The sequence below is a fragment of the Micromonospora sp. WMMC415 genome (assembly GCF_009707425.1).
GTDB lineage: Bacteria > Actinomycetota > Actinomycetes > Mycobacteriales > Micromonosporaceae > Micromonospora.
Genome location: NZ_CP046104.1, coordinates 4,545,350 through 4,568,802, shown reverse-complemented (window position 1 = coordinate 4,568,802; position 23,453 = coordinate 4,545,350). Strand labels below are relative to the sequence as shown.

General features: G+C 73.2%; 21 protein-coding genes. 16 read left to right on the top strand and 5 right to left on the bottom strand.

Going from position 1 to position 23,453, the window contains the following annotated elements; genetic code table 11:
- The 9 genes from GKC29_RS21560 (at position 1) to GKC29_RS21520 (ending at position 9,936) form a co-directional block, all read left to right on the top strand.
- Entirely contained in the window at positions 1-888 is an 888-nt protein-coding gene (locus GKC29_RS21560) for a branched-chain amino acid ABC transporter permease (protein WP_155332550.1), read from the top strand.
- Positions 872-2,053, top strand: coding sequence for a branched-chain amino acid ABC transporter permease (locus GKC29_RS21555; protein WP_230688748.1), 1,182 nt, complete (start codon positions 872-874; stop codon positions 2,051-2,053). Before GKC29_RS21560 ends, GKC29_RS21555 begins: the two co-directional genes overlap by 17 nt.
- Positions 2,050-2,790 carry an ABC transporter ATP-binding protein gene (locus GKC29_RS21550; RefSeq protein WP_155332549.1) on the top strand — a complete coding sequence of 247 codons (741 nt, stop codon included), beginning with the start codon at positions 2,050-2,052 and terminating at the stop codon, positions 2,788-2,790. The genes GKC29_RS21555 and GKC29_RS21550 overlap by 4 nt, the downstream gene beginning before the upstream one ends.
- Positions 2,780-3,529: an ABC transporter ATP-binding protein gene (locus GKC29_RS21545; protein WP_155332548.1), complete on the top strand. Its 750-nt coding sequence runs from the start codon at positions 2,780-2,782 to the stop codon at positions 3,527-3,529. Before GKC29_RS21550 ends, GKC29_RS21545 begins: the two co-directional genes overlap by 11 nt.
- Positions 3,530-3,635: 106 nt before the next feature.
- Positions 3,636-4,592, top strand: coding sequence for a LamG-like jellyroll fold domain-containing protein (locus tag GKC29_RS21540; RefSeq protein WP_155332547.1), 957 nt, complete (start codon positions 3,636-3,638; stop codon positions 4,590-4,592).
- Positions 4,593-4,630: 38 nt separating this feature from the next.
- Positions 4,631-6,718: a sorbosone dehydrogenase family protein gene (locus tag GKC29_RS21535; protein ID WP_155332546.1), complete on the top strand. Its 2,088-nt coding sequence runs from the start codon at positions 4,631-4,633 to the stop codon at positions 6,716-6,718.
- A 115-nt stretch (positions 6,719-6,833) separates the two neighbouring features.
- On the top strand, positions 6,834-7,988 hold the full coding sequence (locus GKC29_RS21530; RefSeq protein ID WP_155332545.1) for a Gfo/Idh/MocA family protein: 1,155 nt from the start codon (positions 6,834-6,836) through the stop codon (positions 7,986-7,988).
- Positions 7,985-9,136: a DUF993 family protein gene (locus GKC29_RS21525; protein WP_155332544.1), complete on the top strand. Its 1,152-nt coding sequence runs from the start codon at positions 7,985-7,987 to the stop codon at positions 9,134-9,136. The genes GKC29_RS21530 and GKC29_RS21525 overlap by 4 nt, the downstream gene beginning before the upstream one ends.
- On the top strand, positions 9,133-9,936 hold the full coding sequence (locus GKC29_RS21520; protein ID WP_155332543.1) for a sugar phosphate isomerase/epimerase: 804 nt from the start codon (positions 9,133-9,135) through the stop codon (positions 9,934-9,936). Before GKC29_RS21525 ends, GKC29_RS21520 begins: the two co-directional genes overlap by 4 nt.
- Positions 9,937-9,998: 62 nt before the next feature.
- Here GKC29_RS21520 and GKC29_RS21515 read toward each other — a convergent pair whose 3' ends face one another.
- Positions 9,999-11,627, bottom strand: coding sequence for an LLM class flavin-dependent oxidoreductase (locus GKC29_RS21515; RefSeq protein WP_155332542.1), 1,629 nt, complete (start codon positions 11,625-11,627; stop codon positions 9,999-10,001).
- 94 nt (positions 11,628-11,721) lie between these two features.
- Here GKC29_RS21515 and GKC29_RS21510 point away from each other — a divergent pair, with 94 nt between their 5' ends.
- Entirely contained in the window at positions 11,722-12,273 is a 552-nt protein-coding gene (locus GKC29_RS21510; RefSeq protein ID WP_155332541.1) for a MarR family winged helix-turn-helix transcriptional regulator, read from the top strand.
- 27 nt (positions 12,274-12,300) lie between these two features.
- Here GKC29_RS21510 and GKC29_RS21505 read toward each other — a convergent pair whose 3' ends face one another.
- Positions 12,301-13,539 carry a CdaR family transcriptional regulator gene (locus tag GKC29_RS21505; RefSeq protein ID WP_155332540.1) on the bottom strand — a complete coding sequence of 413 codons (1,239 nt, stop codon included), beginning with the start codon at positions 13,537-13,539 and terminating at the stop codon, positions 12,301-12,303.
- An 84-nt stretch (positions 13,540-13,623) separates the two neighbouring features.
- Between GKC29_RS21505 and GKC29_RS21500 the strand changes: the two genes are divergently transcribed.
- Positions 13,624-14,715 (top strand): ferredoxin reductase, encoded by a 1,092-nt coding sequence (locus GKC29_RS21500; RefSeq protein WP_155332539.1) that lies wholly within the window; start codon positions 13,624-13,626, stop codon positions 14,713-14,715.
- A gap of 13 nt (positions 14,716-14,728) precedes the next feature.
- On the top strand, positions 14,729-15,871 hold the full coding sequence (locus GKC29_RS21495) for an acyl-CoA desaturase (RefSeq protein WP_155332538.1): 1,143 nt from the start codon (positions 14,729-14,731) through the stop codon (positions 15,869-15,871).
- Positions 15,872-15,876: 5 nt separating this feature from the next.
- On the opposite strand, the gene GKC29_RS21490 is transcribed toward GKC29_RS21495, so the two are convergent.
- Positions 15,877-16,071 (bottom strand): hypothetical protein, encoded by a 195-nt coding sequence (locus GKC29_RS21490; protein ID WP_155332537.1) that lies wholly within the window; start codon positions 16,069-16,071, stop codon positions 15,877-15,879.
- A 116-nt stretch (positions 16,072-16,187) separates the two neighbouring features.
- Between GKC29_RS21490 and GKC29_RS21485 the strand changes: the two genes are divergently transcribed.
- On the top strand, positions 16,188-16,397 hold the full coding sequence (locus GKC29_RS21485) for an AlpA family transcriptional regulator (protein WP_155332536.1): 210 nt from the start codon (positions 16,188-16,190) through the stop codon (positions 16,395-16,397).
- A 22-nt stretch (positions 16,398-16,419) separates the two neighbouring features.
- On the opposite strand, the gene GKC29_RS21480 is transcribed toward GKC29_RS21485, so the two are convergent.
- Both GKC29_RS21480 and GKC29_RS21475 read right to left on the bottom strand, forming a co-directional pair.
- Positions 16,420-17,553, bottom strand: coding sequence for a glycosyltransferase (locus GKC29_RS21480; RefSeq protein WP_230688747.1), 1,134 nt, complete (start codon positions 17,551-17,553; stop codon positions 16,420-16,422).
- A gap of 21 nt (positions 17,554-17,574) precedes the next feature.
- On the bottom strand, positions 17,575-18,597 hold the full coding sequence (locus GKC29_RS21475; RefSeq protein WP_196255681.1) for a glycosyltransferase: 1,023 nt from the start codon (positions 18,595-18,597) through the stop codon (positions 17,575-17,577).
- Between the two features lie 266 nt (positions 18,598-18,863).
- Between GKC29_RS21475 and GKC29_RS21470 the strand changes: the two genes are divergently transcribed.
- From GKC29_RS21470 to GKC29_RS21460, 3 genes are all read left to right on the top strand, one after another.
- Complete coding sequence (locus GKC29_RS21470) at positions 18,864-20,228, top strand: glycosyltransferase family 4 protein (RefSeq protein WP_155332533.1); 1,365 nt, start codon at positions 18,864-18,866, stop codon at positions 20,226-20,228.
- Positions 20,225-21,802 carry a glycosyltransferase gene (locus tag GKC29_RS21465; RefSeq protein ID WP_155332532.1) on the top strand — a complete coding sequence of 526 codons (1,578 nt, stop codon included), beginning with the start codon at positions 20,225-20,227 and terminating at the stop codon, positions 21,800-21,802. Before GKC29_RS21470 ends, GKC29_RS21465 begins: the two co-directional genes overlap by 4 nt.
- A gap of 118 nt (positions 21,803-21,920) precedes the next feature.
- A complete protein-coding gene (locus tag GKC29_RS21460) occupies positions 21,921-23,453 on the top strand; it encodes a 26S protease regulatory subunit (protein WP_155334274.1) in 1,533 nt (510 codons plus the stop codon).

The window sequence follows — 23,453 nt, the reverse complement described above, 5'->3', positions numbered from 1 at the left end:
ATGCCCTCCGGTGCCCTGCTCTTCCAGAGCATCATCCTGGGTCTGCTGCTGGGAGGGCTCTACGCCCTCCTGGCGGCGGGCCTGACCCTCTACTTCGGAATCATGCGGGTCGTGATGATCGCCCACTCGGCGTTCCTCATCCTCGCCGCGTACCTCGCCTGGTGGTCACACACCCGGCTGGGCGTCGACCCGCTGCTGTCGATGATCGTCACCGTGCCGCTCTTCTTCGCGTGCGGCGTACTGCTGCAGCGGGTGCTGCTGGCCCGGCTGCGGCCGGTCACCCTGACGATGATGTCGGTCCTGCTGACCTTCGCCATCGCGGTGCTCATCGAGGGCCTGCTGGGCTACGTCTTCACCGGCACCCAGCGGCGCATCCAGCTGGGCTACGGCTCGGCGAGCTTCGGGATCTTCGGCGCCCGCGTCGCGGTCGTCAAGCTGATCGCGTTCGGCCTCGCCGCCGTCGCCCTGCTCACCCTCTACCTGCTGATGAAGAAGACGACGTTCGGCTGGGCGCTGCGCGCGACCATCCAGCACCGTGACGCGGCGCGGCTCGTCGGCATCGAGACCGAGCGGGTGGCCGGGTACGGCTTCGGCCTCGGCCTCGCCACCGCGGCCATCGGCGGTACGGCCCTCGCCCTCGACACCACCATCTACCCGTCGCTGCACTGGCACTGGATCGGCCCGCTGATGGCGATCATCGTGGTGGGCGGTCTGGGCAGCGTACCCGGCGCGGCGATGGCCGCCATGGTGCTCGGCATGCTGCAGAGCCTGCTCCAGATCCCGCTGGGCACGACCTGGGCGCAGACGATCTTCTACCTCGCCCTGTTCGCGACCCTCGCGTTCCGGCCACAAGGTTTCTTCGGAGGTCGCCTTGCCCAGCGCTTCTGAGCCGACCACGGCACCGGCGACCACCTCGCCGGCGACCGTACCGCCCACCGGGGCGGCGACGACCGGGCGGCGCAGCGTCGACCGGGTGGTCAAGGTGGTCGCCGTCCTGCTGCTCGCCGCGGCGGTGCTCTCGTTCCCGTCCCTGGCGCCCAACCCGTACATCCTGTCGGCGGGTGTGGTGGTGCTCAACTTCGCGGTGCTCTCGACGTCGTGGAACTTCGTCGGCGGGTTCACCGGCTACATCTCCCTCGGTCACGGGGCGCTCGCCGGCCTCGGCGGCTACGGCACGGCGCTGCTGGTCACGAAGGCCGGGCTGCCGAGCTTCGTGGCCCTGGTCGTGGCGGCGCTGCTGGTGGCGGCCCTCGCCGTACCGATCGGTTTCGCCGCGCTGCGGGTCCGCGGGGCGTCGTTCGTCATCGTCTCGATCGCGCTGGTGCTGATCCTGCTGCTGGTCTTCCAGAGCTGGGCGTCGCTCACCGGCGGATCGCGGGGACTGGTCGTGCCGCGGCCCTTCCCGGACCTGCTCCGTCCCGAGCACCACCGGGTGTTCTACTACCTCTTCGCCGGCCTGCTCGCGCTCGCGCTGCTGGCCTGGTGGTCGATCGACCGCTCGCGGTTCGGGCTGGGGCTCAAGGCGATCCGGGAGGACGAGGACAAGGCGGAGGCGCTCGGCACCCCGACGTTCGCGTACAAGTTGGTGGTCTTCGTGGTCTCGGCGGCCTTCACCGCCCTGGGCGGCGGGCTGTACGCGCTGTGGTTCGGCGACCTCGACCCGGTCTTCCAGTTCTCCATCCTCACCGGCTCCTACCTGGTGCTGATGGCGCTGCTCGGCGGTGTCCGGAACCTGTTCGGCCCGCTGGTCGGCGCGCTCATCGTCGGCATCGGGCTGGAGTACTTCAAGGTGGAGTTCGGCGACACGCAGCTGCACCTGGTCGCGACCGGCCTGCTGCTCGCCCTGGTCGTGCTCTTCATGCCCGACGGTGTGCTGCCCGCGATCGGCTCGCTGCTGGGCCGGCTACGGCCGGCGCAGAGCTCGATCCGCGAGGTCACGGCCGCGGAACTGCGCGAGCAGCGGGCTGCGGCGGCCGGCGTGCCGGCCGCCCGGGAACCGGTGGACGCCGCAGCGGGTAGCCGCCCTGAGTCCACCAGGGAGGGGACGGCATGAGCGAGGTACGGAGTCTGGCGACCGACGGGCTGACCAAGGCGTTCGGCGGGGTCGTCGCGCTCGACGGCGCCACCGTCGAGTTCCGCCACGGCCAGGTCAACGCCCTGATCGGCCCGAACGGGTCGGGCAAGACCACCTTCTTCAACTGCGTGACCGGGATGATCCGGCCGGACGGCGGACAGGTCACCTACCGCGGGCGGGACATCACCGGCGCGGCACCGCACTCCATTGTCCGCGCCGGTGTGGGGCGTACGTTCCAGCTGTGCCGGGTCTTCCCCCGGATGACGGCGCTGGACAACGTCCTCGCGGCCGTACGGCCGGTCGGGCTGACCGGGCTGCTGCGGGGCGCCCGGGCCCGCGCGGAGGTCGACCGGGCGCGCGGCTGGCTCACCCGCCTCGGCATCGAGCACCTCGCCGACGTGGAGGCCCGCAACATGTCCTGGGGTCAGCAGAAGCTGCTGGAACTCGCCGGCGTGCTGATGAGCGACCCGGAGACCGTACTGCTCGACGAGCCGGCCGGCGGCGTCAACCCGGCGCTGCTGGACCGGATCGGCACCCTGGTCCGCGAGCTCAACGCCGAGGGGCGGACCTTCGTGATCGTCGAGCACAACATGGACCTCGTGATGAGCGTCAGTGACCACATCGTGGTGTTCGACCGCGGCCGCCCGATCGCCGAGGGGCCGCCGTCGCTCATCCGCTCCGACGAACGCGTGCTGGGGGCCTACCTTGGCGTCTGAGATCGAACTCGTCGACATCCAGGCCGGCTACGGGCGCGCGGCGCCGGTGCTGCGCGGCCTCACCGTCTCGGTGCCCGCCGGGCGGATCGTCTGCCTCGTCGGCCCCAACGGCGCCGGCAAGTCCACCGTCCTGAAGGTCGCCAGCGGGCTGCTCAAGCCCCGCTCCGGGAAGATCCTGGTCGGCGGCGTGGACGTGACCGGCCAGGGCCCGCAGCGGATGCTGGCCTCCGGGGTGGCGCACGTCCTCCAGGGCCACAGCGTGTTCCGTGAGATGACCGTGGCGGAGAACGTGCTGCTCGGTGGCTACACGCTGAGAGACAAGGCGCTCATCGCCGAGCGGACGGCCTTCGTCAAGGAGGTCTTCCCGGTCGTCGCGCAGCGGTGGAACTCCCTCGCCGGGCTGCTCTCCGGCGGCCAGCAGAAGCAGGTGGAGTTCGCCCGGTCCCTCATGGTCAGCCCCAAGGTCGTACTCCTCGACGAGCCGTCCATGGGACTGGACCCGAAGGCCACCACCACCGTCTTCGAGCAGGTCGTGCGGATGCGCGACGCCGGTACGGCGGTGCTGCTGGTGGAGCAGAACGCCCGGCGGGCGCTGGAGACCGCCGACCTCGGGTGCGTACTCGACCTCGGTCGGGTGCACATCTCCGGGCCGGCACCGCAACTCCTCGCCGACCCGCAGCTCGGCGAGCTCTACCTCGGCGGCCGGCCCGCCGAGCCCACGGCGACCCCGAAGCGGTAACCACCCCGACGTGACAGCGGCACACACGAGAGTTGGAGCGTGAGCGCGTAAGCGCTTCCGAAAGCGGTTGCAGTGCCCACGCAGGAGCTGAAACGAGGTGTACGCGATGACCAGAACGAGACGGTTCGCCGTCGCCACCGCCGCCGTACTGGCGACCGGTGTGCTGGCGGGCGCCGGGGCGCTCCCGGCGCACGCGGACCGGAACAACCCGCGCGATGTCCACCCGCACCTGCGATCGAGCCTGGTCGCCTTCTACGACTTCGACCACCCGGTGGAGGGCGATCCCGCCCTGGAGCGGGACCAGGGACGCTCGGGCACCGAGATCGAGCTCGTCAACGGCGGCGCCGCGATGCGGGTGCCGGACCGCGCCTACCGCGGCAGCGGTGACGCCCTGCAGACCCGGCAGGTGAATCCGGCCCAGGCCGGCAACGACGACTGGAAGGCCGGGATCTGGTCGGCGAGCGGCGTGCGGACCCTGCGCGCCTTCGCCGGCACCGAGGGCACCACCGTCATGGGCTGGTTCAAGTCGGAGATGGACGCGCCGGCGCTCAACTCCACCACCGCCAACCCGACCGACCGGTTCAACGCCATCGGCCTGGCCGGGGTGCTCACCGGCGACTCCGACGGCCACGGCGTCCGCGCCCTGCTGGAGCTGATCGACGTCAACGGCGAGCTGCGCCTGGTGGCGCTGGGCCGGCGCCTCGACGGGGGCAACTCGCAGACGTTCGCCGCGAGCGAGGACTGGCGCACCCTGCTGCCGAAGGGGGAGTGGGTCCACCTCGCCGCCACCTTCGACTTCAACACCGGTGCGATGGCGCTCTACCGCAACGGCACGCCGCTGGACGGCTTCTACACGCGCAGCGACGACCCGTGGCTCGTGTCCGGTCCCGGCCCGCACGTGACGACCGCCTCGGATCCGCGAGGCATCAAGATCGGCGGGAGCTTCCCGCAGGACACGCTGGAGCGGAACCCCTGCGACTGCCGCATGGACGCCCTGATGTTCCTCGACAGCGTGGTCTCGGCGAGCGACGTCGAGAAGCAGTACCGCTACATGGCCCGCTGACCACCCTCCGTACCGCCTCACCCGCGAAGGAGACCCGCGTGCGCAGTATCGGCAAGATCCGCAGATCCACGCTGACGGCTGGGCTCACCGCCGCCGCGCTCGTCCTGTCCATCCTGGTCGCCGGCCCCGCCCGGGCCGCCGAACCGGTCGACGACCCGATCGTCGAGATGCCCACCCAGTCCCGCCTGGGCCTGGTCCTCACCGAGTACGCCAGCTTCCCGCAGTCGTTCCCCACGCCGGCCCCGACCGACCAGCGGCTGATGCGGACCGCCCGGATCAACACCCTCATGGAGTTGCCCGACGGGTCCGGCCGCCGCGCCGTGCCGGACCTCAACGGCACGCTCTACCTGGTGCAGGACGGCGTGCCGCACGTCTACCTCGACGTGGCCGCCACCTTCGCGCCGCAGTTCTTCTCCGGCCGAGGCCTCGGCCAGGGCTTCGGCTACGTCACGTTCCACCCGGAGTTCGGTAGCAACGGCCGGTTCTACACCATCCACACCGAGCAGGCGTCGCTGGCGACCAGGACACCGGACTACGCGCAGGCCAACGCCATCTTCCATGGCGTGATCAACGAGTGGACGGCGACCGACCCGGCCGCCGACACGTTCGCCGGCAGCCGCCGTGAGGTACTGCGGATCGGCTTCGCCGGCCAGATCCACGGCGTCCAGGAAATCAACTTCAACCCCACCGCGCGGCCCGGCCAGGACGACTACGGGCTGCTGTACCTGGCCGTCGGCGACGGCGGCACCGGCGTGCGGAACACCGAGCCGCAGAACCTGGGCATGGTGCACGGCAAGCTGCTGCGCATCGACCCGAGCGGCACCAACTCCGCGAACGGGCGGTACGGCATCCCGGCGTCCAACCCGTTCGTCGGCCGGGACGGCGCTCTCGGCGAGGTCTACGCCCTCGGCTTCCGGGACCCGCACCGGTTCAGCTGGGACCGGGCCACCGGTCGCATGTACCTCGGGCACATCGGTGAGCACGCCATCGAGGCGATCTACGAGGTGCGTGCCGGGGACAACTTCGGCTGGAGCGAGCGGGAGGGCGCGTTCGTCTTCGACAAGGCGGGGAGCGCCTGCGACAAGCTGCTTCCGCTGCCGGCGAACGACGCCGAGTACGGCTACACGTACCCGGTCGCGGCGTACGACCACAACCCGGCGCCCAACTGGAACTGCACCTCCGACGTCGGCGTCGCCGTGGCCGGCGGGTTCGTCTACCGCGGCAAGGACGTGCCGAAGCTGAAGGGCAAGTACGTCTTCGGTGACCTCGTCGACGGTCAGGTCCTCTACACCGAGGCGCACCAGATGCGCCGCGGCGAGGGGCTGGCGCCGATCCACCGGCTCGCCCTGTTCGACGCCGCCGGCAGCCCGGTGCGGATGCAGGACCTGTCCGGCCCCGGGGCGCCGGGCAACCCGGAACGGGTCGACCTTCGCTTCGGCACCGACGCCGCCGGTGAGCTGTACATCCTCGCCAAGGCCAACGGCAAGATCTGGAAGGTCACCGACACCAGGGAGTTCGCCAGCGGCGACGTCGGCCGCACCCGGGTGCACAAGCCGTCCGGCCCGGACAGCTGGGCGCCGGTGACGCCGTCGAAGTGGCAGTTCGACAAGGACGAGATCATCCTCGCCGAGGCGGGCGTGAGCCGGCCGGGCCCGCGCCGCCCGTTCGAGTACGCCGTCCTGACCGAGGGCCCGGCGTGGTCGTCGGTGGAGATCGAGGCGCGGGTGCGCCTGGACACGCCGGTGGAGGTGACCAACCGCGACGTGATCATCGTCTTCGGGTGGCGCTCGGACACCGAGTTCTACTACGCGCACCTCTCGACCGACAACACGATCCTGCCGCACAACGGCATCTTCAAGGTGAACAACGCCGACCGGCAGCGCATCGACCACCAGTGGAACGGCCGGTCGCGGGGCGCCGACCCGGCGATCGTCGACGCCGACTGGCACAAGGTGCGTGTCGTCCACCTCCCGGCCACCGGGGAGATCGCGGTCTACCTGGACGGCCGCAAGGACCCGCTGATGACCGCGAAGGACACCACGTTCAGCTCCGGGCGGGTCGGCTTCGGCTCGTTCGACAACATCGGCCGGATGCGTCACCTGACGGTGACCGGAACGCCGGCCTGAACCGGCCGGCCGGGGACGGCGGCAGAGCCGCCGCTGTCCCCGCCGGTCAGCGGCAGTGTGCGGCACCCGGCGGACCGGGTGCCGGGGAATGACGCCTTACCTGGAGGGTGGGACGATGACGGCACGTGTCCCGATCGGAATCGTCATGAACGGCGTGACCGGGCGGATGGGCTACCGGCAGCACCTGGTCCGGTCGCTGTTGGCGATCCGCGAGCAGGGCGGCGTACCGCTGCGCGGCGGGGGCCGGCTCTGGCCGGAACTCGTCCTGGTCGGGCGCAACGAGGCCAAGCTGAGGGACGTCGCGACCCGGCACGGGCTGACCGCCTGGACGACGGACCTGGGTGCCGCGCTGGCCCGACCGGACGTCTCGATCTACTTCGACGCCCAGGTCACCAGCGAACGGGAGAAGGCCATCGGTCTCGCCGTCGAGGCGGGCAAGCACATCTACACCGAGAAACCCGTCGCCACCACCCTGCACGGTGCGGTCGAGCTGGCACGTGCCGCCGACGCGGCCGGCGTACGGCACGGCGTCGTGCAGGACAAGCTGTTCCTGCCCGGCCTGCGCAAGCTCGAACGGCTCGTACGCGGCGGCTTCTTCGGCCGCATCCTGTCGGTACGCGGAGAGTTCGGCTACTGGGTCTTCGAGGGCGACTGGCAGGAGGCGCAGCGCCCGAGCTGGAACTACCGGGCGGCCGACGGCGGCGGCATCGTGGTCGACATGTTCCCGCACTGGCACTACGTGCTGGAGCAGATCTTCGCCCCGGTCCGGGCCGTCACCGCCCACGTCACCACCCACGTACCGCGCCGGTGGGACGAGGACGGCCAGCCCTACGACGCGACCGCCGACGACGCCGCGTACGCCATCTTCGAACTCGACGGCGGCGTCGTCGCGCAGATCAACTCGTCGTGGGCGGTGCGGGTGAACCGCGACGAGCTGGTCGAGTTCCAGGTCGACGGCACCGAGGGCAGCGCCGTCGCCGGCCTGCGTCGTTGCCGCATCCAGCACCGGGCCACCACCCCGAAGCCGGTCTGGAACCCGGACCTGCCGTCCACCGACGACTTCCGCTCCCAGTGGCAGGAGGTGCCGGACAACGACGTGTTCGACAACGGTTTCAAGGCGCAGTGGGAGATGTTCCTGCGGCACGTCGCCGAGGACGCCCCGTACACCTGGGACCTGTGGGCCGGCGCGCGGGGCGTGCAACTGGCCGAGCTGGGCCTGCAGTCGGCGCGTGAGGGCCGGCGCGTCGAGGTGACGGAGCTGCGCTCGTGAGCGCGAAGGTGGTCCTGCCCGACGGGCCGCTCACGCTCTCCGGCGCCGGCCGCGAGCACCTCACACCCGGCGCCCGCTTCACCAGCCGCGTCGCGTACGCCGCCGCGCACGTGGTCGCCGACCCGCGGGCGGAGAACGTCCCGGGCACGCCGGCGGCCGTGGACTGGGACGCGACGCTGGCCTTCCGGCGGCACCTGTGGTCGTACGGGTTCGGCGTGGCCGAGGCGATGGACACCGCGCAGCGGGGCATGGGCCTGGACTACCCGACGGCCCGGGAACTTGTCCGCCGGTCGGCGCAGGCGGCCCGCGCGGACGGCGCCGCCATCTGCGCCGGTGTCGCCACCGACCAGCTGCCGTCCGGCCCGGCCACCCTCGACGACATCCGCAGGGCGTACGCGGAGCAGCTCGCCGACGTGCAGGACGCCGGCGCCCGGCCGGTGCTGATGTGCAGCCGGCACCTGGCGGCGGCGGCCCCGTCCGCCGAGGACTACCTCGACCTCTACGGCCGCCTGCTGGCCGAGGCGGACGGTCCGGTGGTGCTGCACTGGCTCGGCCCGGCCTTCGACCCGGCTCTGGCCGGCTACTGGGGCGCCGCCGACCCCGCGCGGGCCGCCGACACCGTGGTGGCGCTGATCAGCGCCCACCACACCAAGGTGGACGGCATCAAGCTGTCGCTGCTCGACGAGGACTTCGAGGTCGCCCTGCGCCGGCGCCTGCCACCGGGGGTACGCCTCTACACCGGCGACGACTTCAACTACCCGACCCTGATCCGGGGCGACGGCGACAGCCACTCCGACGCGCTGCTCGGCGTCCTGGCCGCCATCGCGCCACCGGCCGCGGCGGCGTTCCGGGCGCTCGACGCGGGCGACCCGACCACGTACGACGACCTGCTGGCACCGACGGTGCCGCTGGCGCGGCACCTGTTCGGCGCCCCGACCTTCTACTACAAGACCGGGATCGTGTTCCTCGCCTGGCTCGCCGGTCACCAGGACCACTTCACCATGGTCGGCGGCCTCCAGTCCGGACGGTCACCGGCGCACCTGGGCCGGCTGCTCCGGCTCGCCGACGCCGCCGGCCTGCTCCCGGACGCCGAGCTGGCGGCCCACCGGGCCCGGGCGTTCATGACCACGGCGGGGGTGGCGCAGTGAAGCGGTTCGCGCTCAACTCCGCCACCACCAAGCGGTGGCCGCTGCCGGAGCTCGTCGCCGGCTGCGTCGACGCCGGGGTCACCGGGGTGGGGCTGTGGCGCGAGGACCTGGCGGCCCACGGGGTCGAACCGGCGGCGGCGCTGGTGCGGGACGCCGGCCTTACCGTCACCTCCCTGTGCCGCGGCGGCTTCTTCGAGGTCCCCGGCTGGCTGGACGAGAACCGGCGGGCGATCGACGAGGCGGCGGCGGTGGGCGCACCCGTGCTGGTGCTGGTCTCCGGTGGCCTGCCGGCCGGTAGCCGCGACCTCGACGCCGCACGGGCGCACGTGCGGGACGCGATCGGCGAGCTGGTGCCGCACGCGGTCGCCGCGGGGGTCCGGCTGGCCGTGGAGCCGCTGCACCCGATGTTCTGCTCGGACCGGTGCGTGGTGGCCAGTCTCGGTCAGGCACTGGATCTGGTCGCGCCGTACCCGGCGGAGGCGGTGGGCGTCGTGGTCGACACGTACCACCTGTGGTGGGACGACCAGGTGTGGGCGCAGATCGACCGGGCCGGCCGGGAGGGACGGATCGCCTGCTTCCAGGTCGCCGACTGGGTGACGCCGCTGCCGGCGGGTGTGCTGCTCGGCCGGGGGCTGCCCGGCACCGGCTGTGTCGAGCTGCGGCGCTTCCGGGAGGCGGTGGACGCCGCCGGGTACACCGGCCCGGTCGAGGTGGAGGTCTTCGCCGAGGCGGAGTGGGCCCGGCCGGGCCGTGAGGTGCTCGACGAGGCCATCGCCGGCTACCGCACCCACGTGGCCTGACCGGGTCGGCGCGGTCAGGCCACGCCCACCGATCGGCGGCCCGGTGGCGGTACGGCGACGGCTCAGGACAGGCCGATGCGGGCGATGGGCTCGACCAGTTCCCGCTCCTCGTACGCCAGGTGCGACAGGAGGGTGTCGCTGAGCAGGTCGACGGCGGCGCGCAGGTCGGCCATCCCGTCCGGGACGGAGACGAACGCCACCAGGGCCCGGTCGACGCGTTCCAGCACGTCGTGGATGAGGTGGTGCTCCTGCTCGAGCCGGTCGATGACCGGGGCGAGCCGGGCGTCCCCGCGGCGCAGGTGCGGAAAGAGCGACCGGTCCTCGATGGTGTGGTGGGTGGTGACCAACCGGCAGTAGGACTCGCAGTAGGTGCCCAGGGTCCACTTGTTCTGCCGCATCGTCATGGTGTTGATGTGGGAGCGGGCGGTGCCGGCGTCGATCGTGCCGGCCGCCACCTGCTCGATCAGGTCGTGGATCTGCGCCAGCTCGGCGCGCAGCCCGTCGTGCACGTCGACGAGGTGCTGGCTGGTGGCCAGGTCGTGCGCCGCGTACGTACGGTCGGGGTCGCGGGCCGGGCCGGTCGGGCGGGCGGACTCGTCCCAGACCCGCTCGCCGCTGCGGCGGACGCCGTCGTCCGGCGTCGGTACGACGGAGAAGGCGCTGCGGCCCGCGGGCGCGGGCCGGCCGGCCCGGGGTCCGGCCGCCGCGACGGCCTCCGCCGGTCCCGGCCTGGCGGTGGCGTCCCGCTCGACCGGCCCGGCAGCGGAGTCGGCGGGCGCGGAGTCGGGCCGCGCGGCGGCGGAGGCGCGCTCGGCGGCGACCAGTTCGCGGACGGCGGGCGCCACCTCGGCGGCGAACCGGCGCAGGTCGTCGGGGTCGTCGCTGGCGAGGATGAAGGTGCTGATCCCGTCGGTGAGGGCGAGGTCCGCCAGTTCCTCGGCCCACTGCTCGGCGGGGCCGTGCAGGGGCCCGCGGCCGACGGTGGCGAACCGCCCGTTGACGTTGAGCAGTCGCCGGACGTCGCCCGGCGACCGGCCCGCCTCCCGGGCGGCGTCGTCGATGATCGCGTTGCCCCTGGCGAGGTCGCCGGGCTGCAGGTACGCCAGCGACGGTAGCCAGCCGTCGGCCCGGCGGCCGGTCAACGCCAGCATGCGCGGCTTGTAGGCGCCGAGCCAGATTCCCACGTCGTGTGCGGGGACGGGCCCGCGCTTCGCGCCGACCACGCGGTGGAACTCGCCGGCGACCCGGACGCCGCCGCGGGTGTCGGCGTCCCACGTCTGGCGGATGACCTCGATGGCCTCCTCGAGGGCCCGTACGCCCTCCGCCGGGGTGAGCCGTCGCCCGCCCATCGCCTCGATGGCGTCCCAGAACGCGCCCGCGCCCAGGCCGAGTTCGATCCGCCCGCCGCTGAGCAGGTCGAGGCTCGCCACGCTGCGGGCGAGGACGGCCGGTGGCCGCAGGGGGAGATTGGTGACGTTGGGGGAGAGCCGGACCCTGCTGGTGCGGGCGGCGACGAAGCTGAGCAGCGTCCAGGTGTCCAGGTACGCGGGCTGGTACGGGTGGTCCTGGAAGGTGACCAGGTCCAGCCCGACCTGCTCGGACAGGGCGGCGAGCGCCACCACCCGATCCGGGTCGGCGTTGGCCGGTGTCAGGAACGACCCGAAGGTCAGTGGGTGGCCGTGGTCGCTCATCGGAGTCCTCCCCTGAAGTGCTGTCAGACAGATGTTATGCCACACAGAACATCTGTTGCCAACAAGGTCTGTCCAGCTCAGCTATCCTGGGCGGATGACCGGTGCGACGGCGGCACACCCACGGCCGGACCCGCTCGACGACGACCTCGGCTGGATGCTCGGCGTCGTCTTCCGCGCCTACGTCCGGGCCGCCGACCGGGCACTGGAGGACATACCCGGTGGGCCCCGGGGCTACCAGGTGCTGTCGGCGGCGGTCCGGGAGCCGGTCCGCAACCAGGGCGCGATCGCCGAGGAACTCGGCATCGACCGGACCGTGCTCACGTACCTGATCGACGACCTGGAGCGGCGCGGGCTCGTGTTGCGCCGGGCCGATCCCGCCGACCGGCGCAGCCGCCTGGTCTGCGCCACCGACGAGGGCCGGGTCGCCTGGCGGGAACGCCAGCGGGCGCTGCGGCAGGTGGAGTCGCACGTGCTCGGCGCCCTCGATCCCGCCGACACCGCCGCCTTCCGGACCCTGCTGCGACGGGTCGCCTGTGCGGCGCAGCGCCGTGACCCGCTGACCGACCTCTGCGAGGCGGTGGCGGAGGCGCAGCCGACCGACGCCGGCCCGTCCCCGGCGCGCCCCCGAGCCCGGCGGAAACCCTGATGCGGACCGCCGCGCGGTCCGGGCCGCTCAGCCGGCCGGTTCGTCGGCCCGGTCGCGGGCCGGGAACGCCAGCGCGAGGGTGAGGTCGAGCACCGTGGCGGGGTCGTGCAGGCGGTCCCCGTACAGCTCGCGGAGCTTGCCCATCCGGTAGCGCACCGTCTGCGGGTGCACGAACAGGTCGGCGGCGACGTCGTCACGGCGGCCGTGGTGCAGCAGCCAGGAGCGCAGCGTCTCGGCGAGCCGCTCGGCGGTGGTCGGCGGCAGCGCCGCCAGCGGGGCCAGCACGCGGGCGCGCAGGTCAGCGAGGCCCTCCGGGTCCATGCCGAGCAGCAGTTCGGCGAGGTGCGCCTCGGTGTCCAGCGGCGGCCCGTCGTCGGCCGGGCGCAGCCCGAGCGCGAGGGCTCGGGTGGCCCGCTGCCACGAGTACGTCACCCGCGTCCACGGCCGCGCGGGGCCGAGCACGGCGCGGCGGCCGTGCAGCGTCCGGGTGAGCTGCCGCCGCCGGTCGCCGTGCGCGTCGGGGACGAGCAGCACGGCCAACTCCTCGCCGACCGCGGCGCCCGGCAGGTCGTCGCCGCTCTCCAGGGTCTGCGCCGGAAGCAGCGCGAGCGCCGCGCGCAGGTTGGCCCGGGGGAGGAGTACGACGGTGAGCGTCTGCGGCGGCGGCCAGTCGGCTCGTTCGGCGCTGCGCAGCAGCACGTCCTCGGCCGCGCCGGTGACCAGCTGCTGGGTAAGGCGCTCCAGGTTGCGCCGGCGGGCCCGGCCGGCGCTGGCCAGCTCGTCGGCGTGCCCGGCGACGCTGGCGGCGGACAGCTCGTCGATGTAGGCGAACATCAGCTCGGCGAAGTCGGCGACGGTCACCGCCGGGAGCCCGCCGCGCACCGCGATGGTGGACATTTCCCGCCAGGAGACCCGCGCTCCCACCCGGTACGCGGCCAGCAGCGCGTCCATGCTCCGCCCCGAACGGGCCTCACCGCTGCCGAGGGCGTACGCGGCCTCCAGCGCGGGGACCAGGGGGGTGCTCGGGTCCGTGGCGTGGGAGCGTTCGAGCAGTTGCAGGAAGTTGCCGAGCGCGATCTGCACCGCGGTCTCGATCTTGTCCCGCATCTGGCCGGTCAGGGTGCCGGAGTAGCTGGGCACCTCGGCGGTGATCGCGGTGACGGTCCGCTCGGCGAGCAGGGGCAACCGGTCGCGGAGGCCGCGGGCCACCCCCTCGTCGAGGGCGAGCCCGGCGGCGCGGCGCGTCGCCTCGGAGCGGTCCGCCATTGTTGTTCCTCCCGCACAAATCGACAGGCCCGGTTCACCTTCGCGGGCCAAGATTTTATGCCAGTGTGCCGCGACTATCGGGATATGACCACCACCGTTCCGCGCCCACCCGCGGCGGCGTCGCTGCGGCGCCGGTTCCTGCGGCTCGCCGCGGCGGTCACCACCCCGCTGCTGCCCGACGACTACCTCGACCTGGTCGCCCCGCTGCGCTCCGGCGCCGACCTGAGGGGCCGGATCCTCGCGGTGCGGCCGGAGACCCGGGACGCGGCCACGGTGATCGTGCAGCCGGGGCGGGACTGGCGGGGGCACGTCCCCGGGCAGTACGTCCGCCTCGGGGTGGACGTCGACGGCGTACGGCAGTGGCGGGCGTACTCGGTGACCTCGGCCCTCGGTGGCCGCCGCGACCCCATCGCGATCACCGTGAAGGCGATCCCGGACGGGGTGGTCAGCAACCATCTCGTCCGGCGGGTCCGCCCCGGCACGATCGTCCAGCTCGACCAGGCGACGGGTGACTTCGTCCTGCCCACGCCGACGCCGGCGGGCGTGCTGTTCGTGACCGCGGGCAGCGGGATCACGCCGGTCATGGGGATGCTGCGCAGCGGCGTCCTCGCCGGCGCCGACGTCACGCTCGTGCACTCCGCGCCGACACCGGCGGACGTGATCTTCGGTTCGGAGCTGCGGGGCCTCGCCGCGGCCGGCGCGCTGCGGCTGGTGGAGCGGCACACCGACCACGACGGCGTGCTCACCATCGCCGACCTGGCCGACCTGGTGCCGGACCACCTCGACCGGCAGACCTGGGCGTGCGGCCCGGTCGGGCTGCTCGACGCCCTGGAGGCCCACTGGTCCACCGCCGGTCGGGCGGAGCGGCTGCACACCGAGCGGTTCCGGCCGACCGTCATCTCACCCGGCGAGGGCGGCACGGTCACCTTCGGCCGGGCCGGTGTGACCGTGACCGCCGACGGCGCCACGCCGCTGCTCGACGCCGGTGAGGCGGCCGGAGTGCTCATGCCCTCGGGCTGCCGGATGGGCATCTGCTTCGGCTGCGTCCTGCCGCTGCGCCAGGGCGCGGTTCGCGACCTGCGCAACGGGGCGCTCACCACGGCGGTCCCCGGCGACGGCGTCCTCATCCAGACCTGCGTGTCGGCAGCGGCCGGCCCCTGCGACATCGACCACTGACCGGAGTGCCCACGTGACCGTCATCCAGCGCAAGCCCGTCAACCCGATCGCCCACCTCACCGCCGAGGACATCGAGGTCATCGGGAAGGAACTCGACGCGATCCGGGACCGGGTCCTGGCCGACCGGGGTGAGCGGGACGCCGCGTACATCCGCAAGGTCATCTCCACCCACCGCAAGCTCGAACTCGGCAGCCGGGTGGTGCTACTCTTCTCGCTCTTCCCGCCGGCCTGGGTCGTCGGCACCGCCGGCCTCGCCGTGGCCAAGATCCTCGACAACATGGAGATCGGGCACAACGTCCTGCACGGCCAGTGGGACTGGATGCGCGATCCGAAGATCCACTCCACCACCTGGGACTGGGACCACGTCTCCCCGCCCGACCAGTGGCAGCACTCGCACAACCAGCTGCACCACCGGTACACCAACGTGGTCGGCAAGGACAACGACCTCGGGTACGGCATCATGCGGGTCGACGAGGACCAGCCCTGGCACCCGGTCTACCTTGGCCAGCCGCTGTGGAACTTCATCAACGCCTGCTTCTTCCAGTACGGCATCGCGGCGTACGACCTGGAGCTGGGCCACAACCTGAAGAACGGCCGGCACCGGGATCCGGAGTTCCGGGCCCGGGCCCGCGCGGTCGGTCGCAAGATCCGCCGCCAGGTGCTGAAGGACTACGTGCTGCACCCGCTGCTCTCCGGGCCGTCCTTCCTCAGCACGCTCGCCGCGACGTTCACCGCCAACCTGATCCGCAACCTGTGGAGCCACTCGGTGATCATGTGCGGGCACTTCCCGAACGGCGTGGAGACCTTCGAAAAGACCTCAATCGAGGGCGAGACGCGCGGCGAGTGGTACCTGCGGCAGATGCTCGGCTCCGCCAACATCAGCGGCAGCCGGCTGCTGCACCTCATGACCGGCAACCTGTCGTTCCAGATCGAGCACCACCTCTTCCCGGATCTCCCGAGCAACCGCTACCAGGAGATCGCCCCCGAGGTACGGGCGCTCTTCGACCGGTACGGCCTGAAGTACACCTCCGGCTCCCTGCCGAAGCAGGTCGCCTCCGCCTGGTGGAAGGTCATCCGGCTGTCGCTGCCGAACCGCAAGCCGCGTGGCCGGGTCGACGACCGTCCGACCCCGGCCCTCGCCGCGACGGGCGCCTGACCCTGTCAGTCGGTGACCGTGACCGAGACCTGCCGTCGCTTCGCGTAGACGAACCGGACCAGCATGACCTCCAGCAGCCCGTAGTCGACCTTCGTCAGCTCAGGAAAGCCGCGCTTGAGCAGCGCATCGCGTACGTCTCGGAGCAGCTCGTCGTCGAGCCGCTGGTCATCGTCCCGGTAGGGGATCGGGTAGTTCGACATGCCCTGCCTCCGTTCACGTGGCGACCACCTCGACCCTCACCTTTCCTGCCGCACACGACAGTGTCAAGTATGACAGCTGTCATATGCGCTAGTCTCGGGTTGCATAGCGTCGATCCATGGTTCGCAGGCTGTACGGCAGCGCCGAGTTGCAGGAGCGCCTCGGTGTCTCCCGGGCGCGCATCGTGCAGATCGTCTCCCGGCCCGACTTCCCGGAGCCCTTCGATCGGCTGGCCGGGGGAGCGGTATGGCTGGTGGAGGACGTGGAAGCGTGGATCACGGAGCACCGGCCGCACCAGGCTCGGGGCGCTGACCCGGACGAGTGCTGAGGGCTCGGACTCCCGTCCGGCCCTACGCGGTACCGCGACCGGACCCAGCCGCGTGCCCGGCGGCGACGGCGTCGTACAGCTTCTCCAGCCGGTGGGTCTGCTTGTGCAGGTCGAAGCGGTCCTCGACGTGCCGGCGGGCCTCGCGGCCGAGCCGCCGCCGCAGGGTGTCGTCGGCGAGCAGGCGGGTGATGTTGCCGGCGAGCGCGGCCCGGTCGCCTTCGGCGCCGAGCAGGCCGGTTTCGCCGTGCACGACCGCCTCCGGGATGCCGCTGTGGTGCGTCGCCACGACCGGCAGGCCGAGGCTCGCCGCCTCCAGGATGGTGGTGGGCAGCCCCTCGGAGTCGCCGTCCGCCGCGGTCCTCGACGGTGCGGCGAGCAGTGCCGACCGCGCCAGGTGATCGGCCACCACCTCCGGTGGCTGCGCGCCGAGGAAGGTGGCGTCGAGGCCGAGTTCGGCGGCGCGGGCGCGTAGCGGCCCCTCCAGCGGCCCGTCGCCGATGAACAGCGCCCGGGGCCGCCGGGGCCGCAGCGACCCGAGCGCCTCGACGAGGTCGTCGACGCCCTTCTTCTCGACGAACCGGCCGACGAACGCCACGTCCCACCCGGGCGGGGTGGGCGCCGGCAGGGGCGGGACGGGCACCCCGGTGTGGTGCACCCGGACCTTCGCCGGGTCCGCGCCGAGGGCGACCGCCCGGTCGCGGATGAACTCGCTGACGGCCACGACCAGCGCCGCCCGGTCGAACGCCACGCGCAGGTTGTGCCGCTGGCGGGCGCCGCGCAGGCCCGGGAGGGCCGGCTGGCGGGTGACATCCTGGCCGTGCACGGTGACGACCAGCGGGATGTCCAGGTCGGCGGCGGCGCGGCTGACCAGCCAACCGTCGTTGCCGAAGTGGGCGTGCACCAGTGCCGGCCGGAGCCGCCGCAGCAGCCGGGTGAGCCGGGGGGAGCGGCCGGTGGCCTTCAGCGCGAGCAGGGCCCGCCGGTCGCGGGCGGTGTCGCCGAACGCGACCACGTCGGTGTCGCGGGACAGTGTCGAGGCGACCCGCACCGCACCGAGGTAGGTGGCGCGCCAGGCCGCCAGCGCGTCGGCCTGGTTGCGGATGAACGTCTCGGAGCCGGCCAGCAGGTGGCTGCGCCAGATGACGACGTGGGGCACCTGTTCAGCGTGCGGCACGGGTCACGGGTTCCCGGAGTCGGCGGCGGCGAGGCCCGGTTCGGCGGGCCGGGCCGACCCGGCGGCGGCCGGTGGGGCGGGCGGGGCCGGGCGGCGACGGCGGTCCAGGATCCGGTCCCGCAGACTGTGCCGGAGTTGCGGCGGGATCAGCCAGATCTGCAGGTACGTCAGGTAGTCGATGGCACCCGGACGCCCGTGCCGGCGGGCGTCGGCGAGCACGGTCCGGAAGACCTTCGGGTCGCGGGTCGTGGCCGCCATCGAGCCGACGACGCTCAGCGCGATGGCCGCGTACGCCCGGGGGGTGAGCAGGGGACGGCTGGACCGCAGCCACTCCAGCTGAGCCGCCCACGGGGAGGAGAGGCTGATCCGCGGCCGGTCCTCGTCCTGGTGCCAGAGCACGAGCGGCTCGGGCGCCATCAGCAGCCGTACGTCGTCGTGCGCGAGTGCCCGCAGGGTCCAGTCCAGCTCCTGTTGGCGGCGCAGGCCGACGGTGAACGGCACGCGGCGCAGCAGCTCGGTCGGCGCCATGATCGTCGAGGTCTGGATGAAGCCGTCGCCGTGGAACAGGCCCCGGCGCACGGTGAGGTACTCGCAGATCGGCTCGCCCGGCTCCGGCAGCCGGCGGGGCAGCACGAACTCAGCGCGCGGGGTGCGGTTCACCAGGCGGCTGGCGACGATCGGGGACGCGACGGTCGCGGTGGCGGCGAGCGCGAGCTGCACCTCCAGCTTGCGGGGCAGCCACTCGTCGTCGTCGTCGAGGAACGCCGTCCAGCGGGCACGCGCGGCCTGGACGCCGACGTTGCGGGCGTTCGGCGCGCCACCGCGCTCGGGCAGCGGCAGGACCCGCAGGCGCGGGTCGGGGATCGCGGCGAGAGCGGCCTGCGTGTCGGGGTCCGCGCCGTCGACCACGACGACGACCTCGATCTCCGCCACCGTCTGGGCGAGGGCGGTGTGGACCGCGCGGGTCACCAGGTCCGGCCGGTCGCAGGTCGGGATGACCACGCTGACGTCAGGTGTACGCGACATGAATACCCGCTTACGCATTGATTGCGGTTTCCTCGTGCGCCGGCGAATGGGCGGCATCGGGCGCCGGACGAGGCTCTGCGAATGACCTAACCGGCCGAAGGAAAAACGGCGGTGAGGGGAAGATGACCAGAGCGTATACGGCGGGGAATCAGCTCGTGGCCGAACCGTCGGGTGGCGCGAAAGCGCGGCGGTGCAACGATTCCGGAGACCGGAACTGCCGTACACTCGCCGGGCATCCGCTGACGTCAGGAATCGGAGAACAATTCGTGCGGCTCGACGGTGTCACCGCGACCGGCGGTGGCCGGGTGGTCATGCTCGTGGACAACGGGGTGGACGGCGACTCCCGGGTGCAGAAGGCGGCCCGCTCGGCCGCCGACGCGGGCTGGGCGGTCACCCTGCTGGGCTGCGCCCGCGTCGAGCGGGAGTGGCGGCTCGGCGACGCGCACGTCCGCGTGCTGCCGATGGGCGGCGGGGCGCCCCCCGGCGGGCGGCGTACGCTGCGGCAGCGGCTGGTCGCCCGGGGCGGGCCGGTGCTGCGGGCGGCACGGCTGGCCCGGCGGCCGGTCGAGCACGCCCAGGTCCTCCTCTGGGGTGCGGTCTCCGGCGACCGGGCGTGGCGGCGGCTGGAACCGGGGCTGTGGACGTACGAGCGGGTGTTCGGGCCGGTCGTCGACGCCCTGGCGCCGGACCTGATCCACGCCCACGACTTCCGGATGCTCGGCGTGGCCGCGCGCGCGGTGGACCGGGCGCGGGCCGCCGGCCGGGACGTGAAGCTCGTGTGGGACGCGCACGAGTGGCTGCCCGGCGCGAAGCCCCGCCGCGACAACGTGCGGTGGCTGCCGGCCCACCTCGCGTACGTGCGGGAGTACGTGTCGCACGCCGACGCCGTGGTGACCGTGTCGGAGACCCTGGCCGACCTGCTGCAGGAGGAGCACCGGCTGGCGGAGCGTCCGACCGTGCTGCTCAACGCCCCGGCGTCGGTCGCCCCGACACCCGGGGGAGCGGAGGTGCCCGACCTGCGTGACCTCTGCGGGGTCGGCCCGCACACCCCGCTGCTCGTCTACAGCGGTGCGCTCGCCGAGCAGCGCGGGGTGGCCACCGCGGTCGAGGCGCTGCCCCGGTTGCCCGGCGCCCACCTCGCGCTGGTGATCGCCGACCCGTCCGCGACGTACGTCCAGCACCTGCGGGCCCTCGCCGACCGGCTCGGCGTCGCGGAGCGGCTGCATCCCGTGCCGTACGTGCCGCACGGGCAGGTGAGCGCCTTCCTCAGCGCCGCCGACGTGGGCCTGATCCCGATCCACCACTGGCCGAACCACGAGATCGCCCTGATCACGAAGTTCTTCGAGTACGCCCACGCAGGGCTGCCAATCGTGGTCAGCGACGTCCGTACGATGGCCGACACCGTCCGCGCCACGGGGCAGGGTGAGGTGTTCCGGGCCGGCGACACCGCCGACCTGGCCCGCGCGGTGCGGGCCGTGCTCGCCGACCCGCGGCGGTACCGCCAGGTCTACGACGGCCCGGACTCGCCGCTGCCCGGGTGGACGTGGGAGGCGCAGGCGGACCGCCTCGACGCGCTCTACCGCCGGCTGCTGGCCGGTGCCGGCGCGCCCACCCCGGTGGAGGCGCCGTGAGCACGCCCGCCGTCAGCGTGGTGGTGCCGGTCTACAACACCATGCCGTACCTGACCGGCTGCCTCGACTCCCTCGTGGGCCAGACGATCGGGCTGGACCGGCTGCAGGTCGTGGCCGTGGACGACGGGTCGACCGACCGCAGCGGCGCCGAACTGGACCGGTTCGCCGCCCGGTACCCCGGCGTGTTCATCGTCATCCACCAGGCCAACTCCGGCGGCCCCGCCGGACCGTGCAACCGGGCGCTCGACGCCGCCACCGGCCGGTACGTCTTCTTCGTCGGCGCCGACGACCACCTCGGCCCCGAGGCGCTGGAACGGTTGGTCACCGCCGCCGACGAGTGGGACTCCGACGTCGTGCTCGGCAAGGTGGTCGGCGTCAACAGCCGACACATCTACCAGGACATCTTCGCGGCCAACCGGGTCGACGTGGACCTGTTCGACTCGCCGCTGCCGAGGTCGCTGGCCAACACCAAGCTGTTCCGGCGCGAGCTGCTGGAACGGCACCGGATCCGCTACCGGGAGGACCTGCCCCTCGGCAGTGACCTTCCGTTCACCCTGGAGGCCTGCTACCGGGCGCGGCGCATCTCGGTGCTGGCCGACTACGAGTTCTACTACGCCGTGCGGCGGTTCAACGCCACCAACATCACGTACCTGAGCCGCCACCTGGACCGGCTGCGCACCGTGGAGGCGACCACGGCGTTCGTGGCCGACCTGATCGGCCCCGGCAAGCAGCGGGACGCGGTCATGGCCCGACGCTTCGACCACGAGATCGCCAAACTGCTGGAGGACGACCTGCTGCGGCTGGACCGCGACACCCAGCAGCGGGTGCACGACGGCATCGGGCGGCTCGTGGCCGCGTACCTCACCGACGACATCGCGGGCGAACTGAACGCGGAGACCCGCATCCGGCTCGCCCTGACCCGCGACGGCAGCCTCGACGACCTGCTCGCCGTGATCCGCCGGGACGCCCGTACGGGGGTGCCGCCCACGGTCGTCGAGGACGGCCGCCGGTACGCCGCGTATCCCGGGTTCCGGGCCGGCGTGCCCGACTCGTGCTTCGACGTCACCACGGCACCGGACTGGGTCGCGAAGCTGGACGTCACCGGTCTCGGCTGGGAGACCGACCGGCGGGGGGAGCGGGTGCTCACCGTGACCGCGACGACGCCCGTGCCGGATCTCCCGCCGCTCAGCGTCAGCGCCGAGGAGATCCTCGCCGACACCGAGACAGTGACAGCCGGCCCGGACGGGACCACGCTGCGGATCCGGTTCCGCGCCGCCGACCTGCTCGCCGCGACCGGGCCCACCGGCCGGCGGCGGGCGGTGTCCGCCCAGGTCGGTGGGTTCGACCCGGGGCTCGCCCAAGGGCTGCACCGGGCCACCGGGGCGGCCGGCTCGACCGCCCTGCGGGCACCCCGACTGCGGGTGACCGCGCCGCTGGTGCGCCGGCGCGGGGCCCGCCTGTACGTCCTCACGCCGGTCATGGACGAGTCCGGCCGGCTGATGATCGCCGTGGTGCCGGTGACCCCGAACCGCGTCCTCGCCCAGGTCCGTCGCAGGGTGAGCCGCCGCCGCTGACCACCGCCTGCGCCGCTCCGCGCCGTTCGGGCCGGTGGGCCAGGAGCGGGCCGGTGGCGGCGGGGCGGATCCGCTGCCAGACTCGGTGTGGTCGCTGCCGCAGGAAGGGCGGAAGATCATGCCGGACCAGCACCGGCCGGGCGTGGACCGCGTGCAGCGGTTCGGCGCGCGGGTGAGCATCGACGACCCGGAAGGGCTCCTGGCCGCCGCCCGCTTCGGGCCGGTCCTGCTGCCGCTGGACGGGCCGCTGCCCCCACCGGTCACCGGCGTGCGCCTCACCCTGCACACAGTGGACGCCGCGTGCCGGCTGACCGCCGAGATCCGCGCGTCGGGCGGGCTTGCGGCCGGTGCCCTGCGCCTGCTGGCCCTCGGGGTCGCCGGCCCGGCCGGCTGGCTGCTCGCCCGGCACCTCACCGCCGATCCGGGCGGGCCGCTCGCCCGGCGCGCCGGACGGCTCGCGGCGCAGGCGTCACGGCGGCTCGGCCGCCCGGCCGGCACCGGGGGCGGCTCCGCCGGCACGGTCGTCTCGGACCGGCCGGGTCCCGTCGACCCGGCCGCCGCCGAGGTTCGCGGGGAGGCGGCCGCGCTGGGCCTGCGCCCCGAGCAGGACGTGACCGAGGTCGACGGTGAGCGGCTGGTGATCCTCCGCGCCACGGTGCCCGCCGAGGAGGTCACCGTCGCACACCTGCGCGCCCTCGTCGGGCTCGCTCTCCAGACCGTCCGCGACCTCGCCGGTGACGAGCCCGAGCCCCGGGTGCTGGACGGCCGGGCGTACGCGCTGCGCCGGACCGTCGCGCCGGCCCGGCCGGCACCGCGGGCCGCCCCACCGGCGCCCCCGGCGGGCAGTGAGTCGGTGACCCTCGACCAGGTCGGCGGCCTCGACGACGTGGTGGCGCGGTTCCGGGAGATCGCGATCTCGTTCCGCCACCCCGCCGTCATGGCCCGGTGGGGCGCCCGCCGGCCGCAGGGCATCCTCCTGTACGGGCCACCCGGCACCGGCAAGACGATGCTGGCCCGCGCGCTCGCCAACGAGATCGGAGCGGACTTCCGCGAGATCCGCACGCCGGAGATCCTCGACAAGTGGCTCGGCGGCTCGGAGCGCAACATCAAGCAGATCTTCCGCGAGGCGCGCCGCTACCGGCAGCCGACCGTGCTGCTCTTCGACGAGTTCGACAGCATCATCAGCTACGCGGGCGCCGGCGGCGACGCGGCCAGCCAGGCGGTCAACGCGGTGGCGGGCATCTTCAAGCAGGAGATGAACACCCTCTTCGAGGAGAACCCGCACGTCATCGTCGTGGCCACCACCAACTTCCCGCAGCGGGTGGACGCCTCGCTGGTCCGCTCCGGCCGGTTCGACGTGAAGCTGTCCATCCCGCCACCCGACGAGGCGGGCCGGGCCCAGATCATCGCCAGGATGATCCGTGACCTCGTCGTCCGGCACGACCACGCGGGTTTCCGGATGTTCGCCGACGACGTCGACCCCGCCGCCCTCGCCGCCGTCAGCGCGGGGTTGACCGGCGCGGACATCCGCGAGGTGCTGCGCCGGGTGCAACTCGCCAAGGCGATGCGTGAGGCCACCGGCGGGAGGCCGGCGGGCCCCATCGACCAGGCCGACCTGTACGCGGCGATCGAGGGCCTGCGGCGCGGCTGA

Coding starts and splice junctions, on each gene's coding strand:
- GKC29_RS21560 (WP_155332550.1), top strand. CDS start 1: ATGCCCTCCGGTGCCCTGCTCTTCCAGAGCATCATCCTGGGTCTGCTG.
- GKC29_RS21550 (WP_155332549.1), top strand. CDS start 2,050: ATGAGCGAGGTACGGAGTCTGGCGACCGACGGGCTGACCAAGGCGTTC.
- GKC29_RS21540 (WP_155332547.1), top strand. CDS start 3,636: ATGACCAGAACGAGACGGTTCGCCGTCGCCACCGCCGCCGTACTGGCG.
- GKC29_RS21530 (WP_155332545.1), top strand. CDS start 6,834: ATGACGGCACGTGTCCCGATCGGAATCGTCATGAACGGCGTGACCGGG.
- GKC29_RS21515 (WP_155332542.1), bottom strand. CDS start 11,627: ATGAGCGACCACGGCCACCCACTGACCTTCGGGTCGTTCCTGACACCG.
- GKC29_RS21510 (WP_155332541.1), top strand. CDS start 11,722: ATGACCGGTGCGACGGCGGCACACCCACGGCCGGACCCGCTCGACGAC.
- GKC29_RS21505 (WP_155332540.1), bottom strand. CDS start 13,539: ATGGCGGACCGCTCCGAGGCGACGCGCCGCGCCGCCGGGCTCGCCCTC.
- GKC29_RS21500 (WP_155332539.1), top strand. CDS start 13,624: ATGACCACCACCGTTCCGCGCCCACCCGCGGCGGCGTCGCTGCGGCGC.
- GKC29_RS21490 (WP_155332537.1), bottom strand. CDS start 16,071: ATGTCGAACTACCCGATCCCCTACCGGGACGATGACCAGCGGCTCGAC.
- GKC29_RS21485 (WP_155332536.1), top strand. CDS start 16,188: ATGGTTCGCAGGCTGTACGGCAGCGCCGAGTTGCAGGAGCGCCTCGGT.
- GKC29_RS21475 (WP_196255681.1), bottom strand. CDS start 18,597: ATGTCGCGTACACCTGACGTCAGCGTGGTCATCCCGACCTGCGACCGG.
- GKC29_RS21460 (WP_155334274.1), top strand. CDS start 21,921: ATGCCGGACCAGCACCGGCCGGGCGTGGACCGCGTGCAGCGGTTCGGC.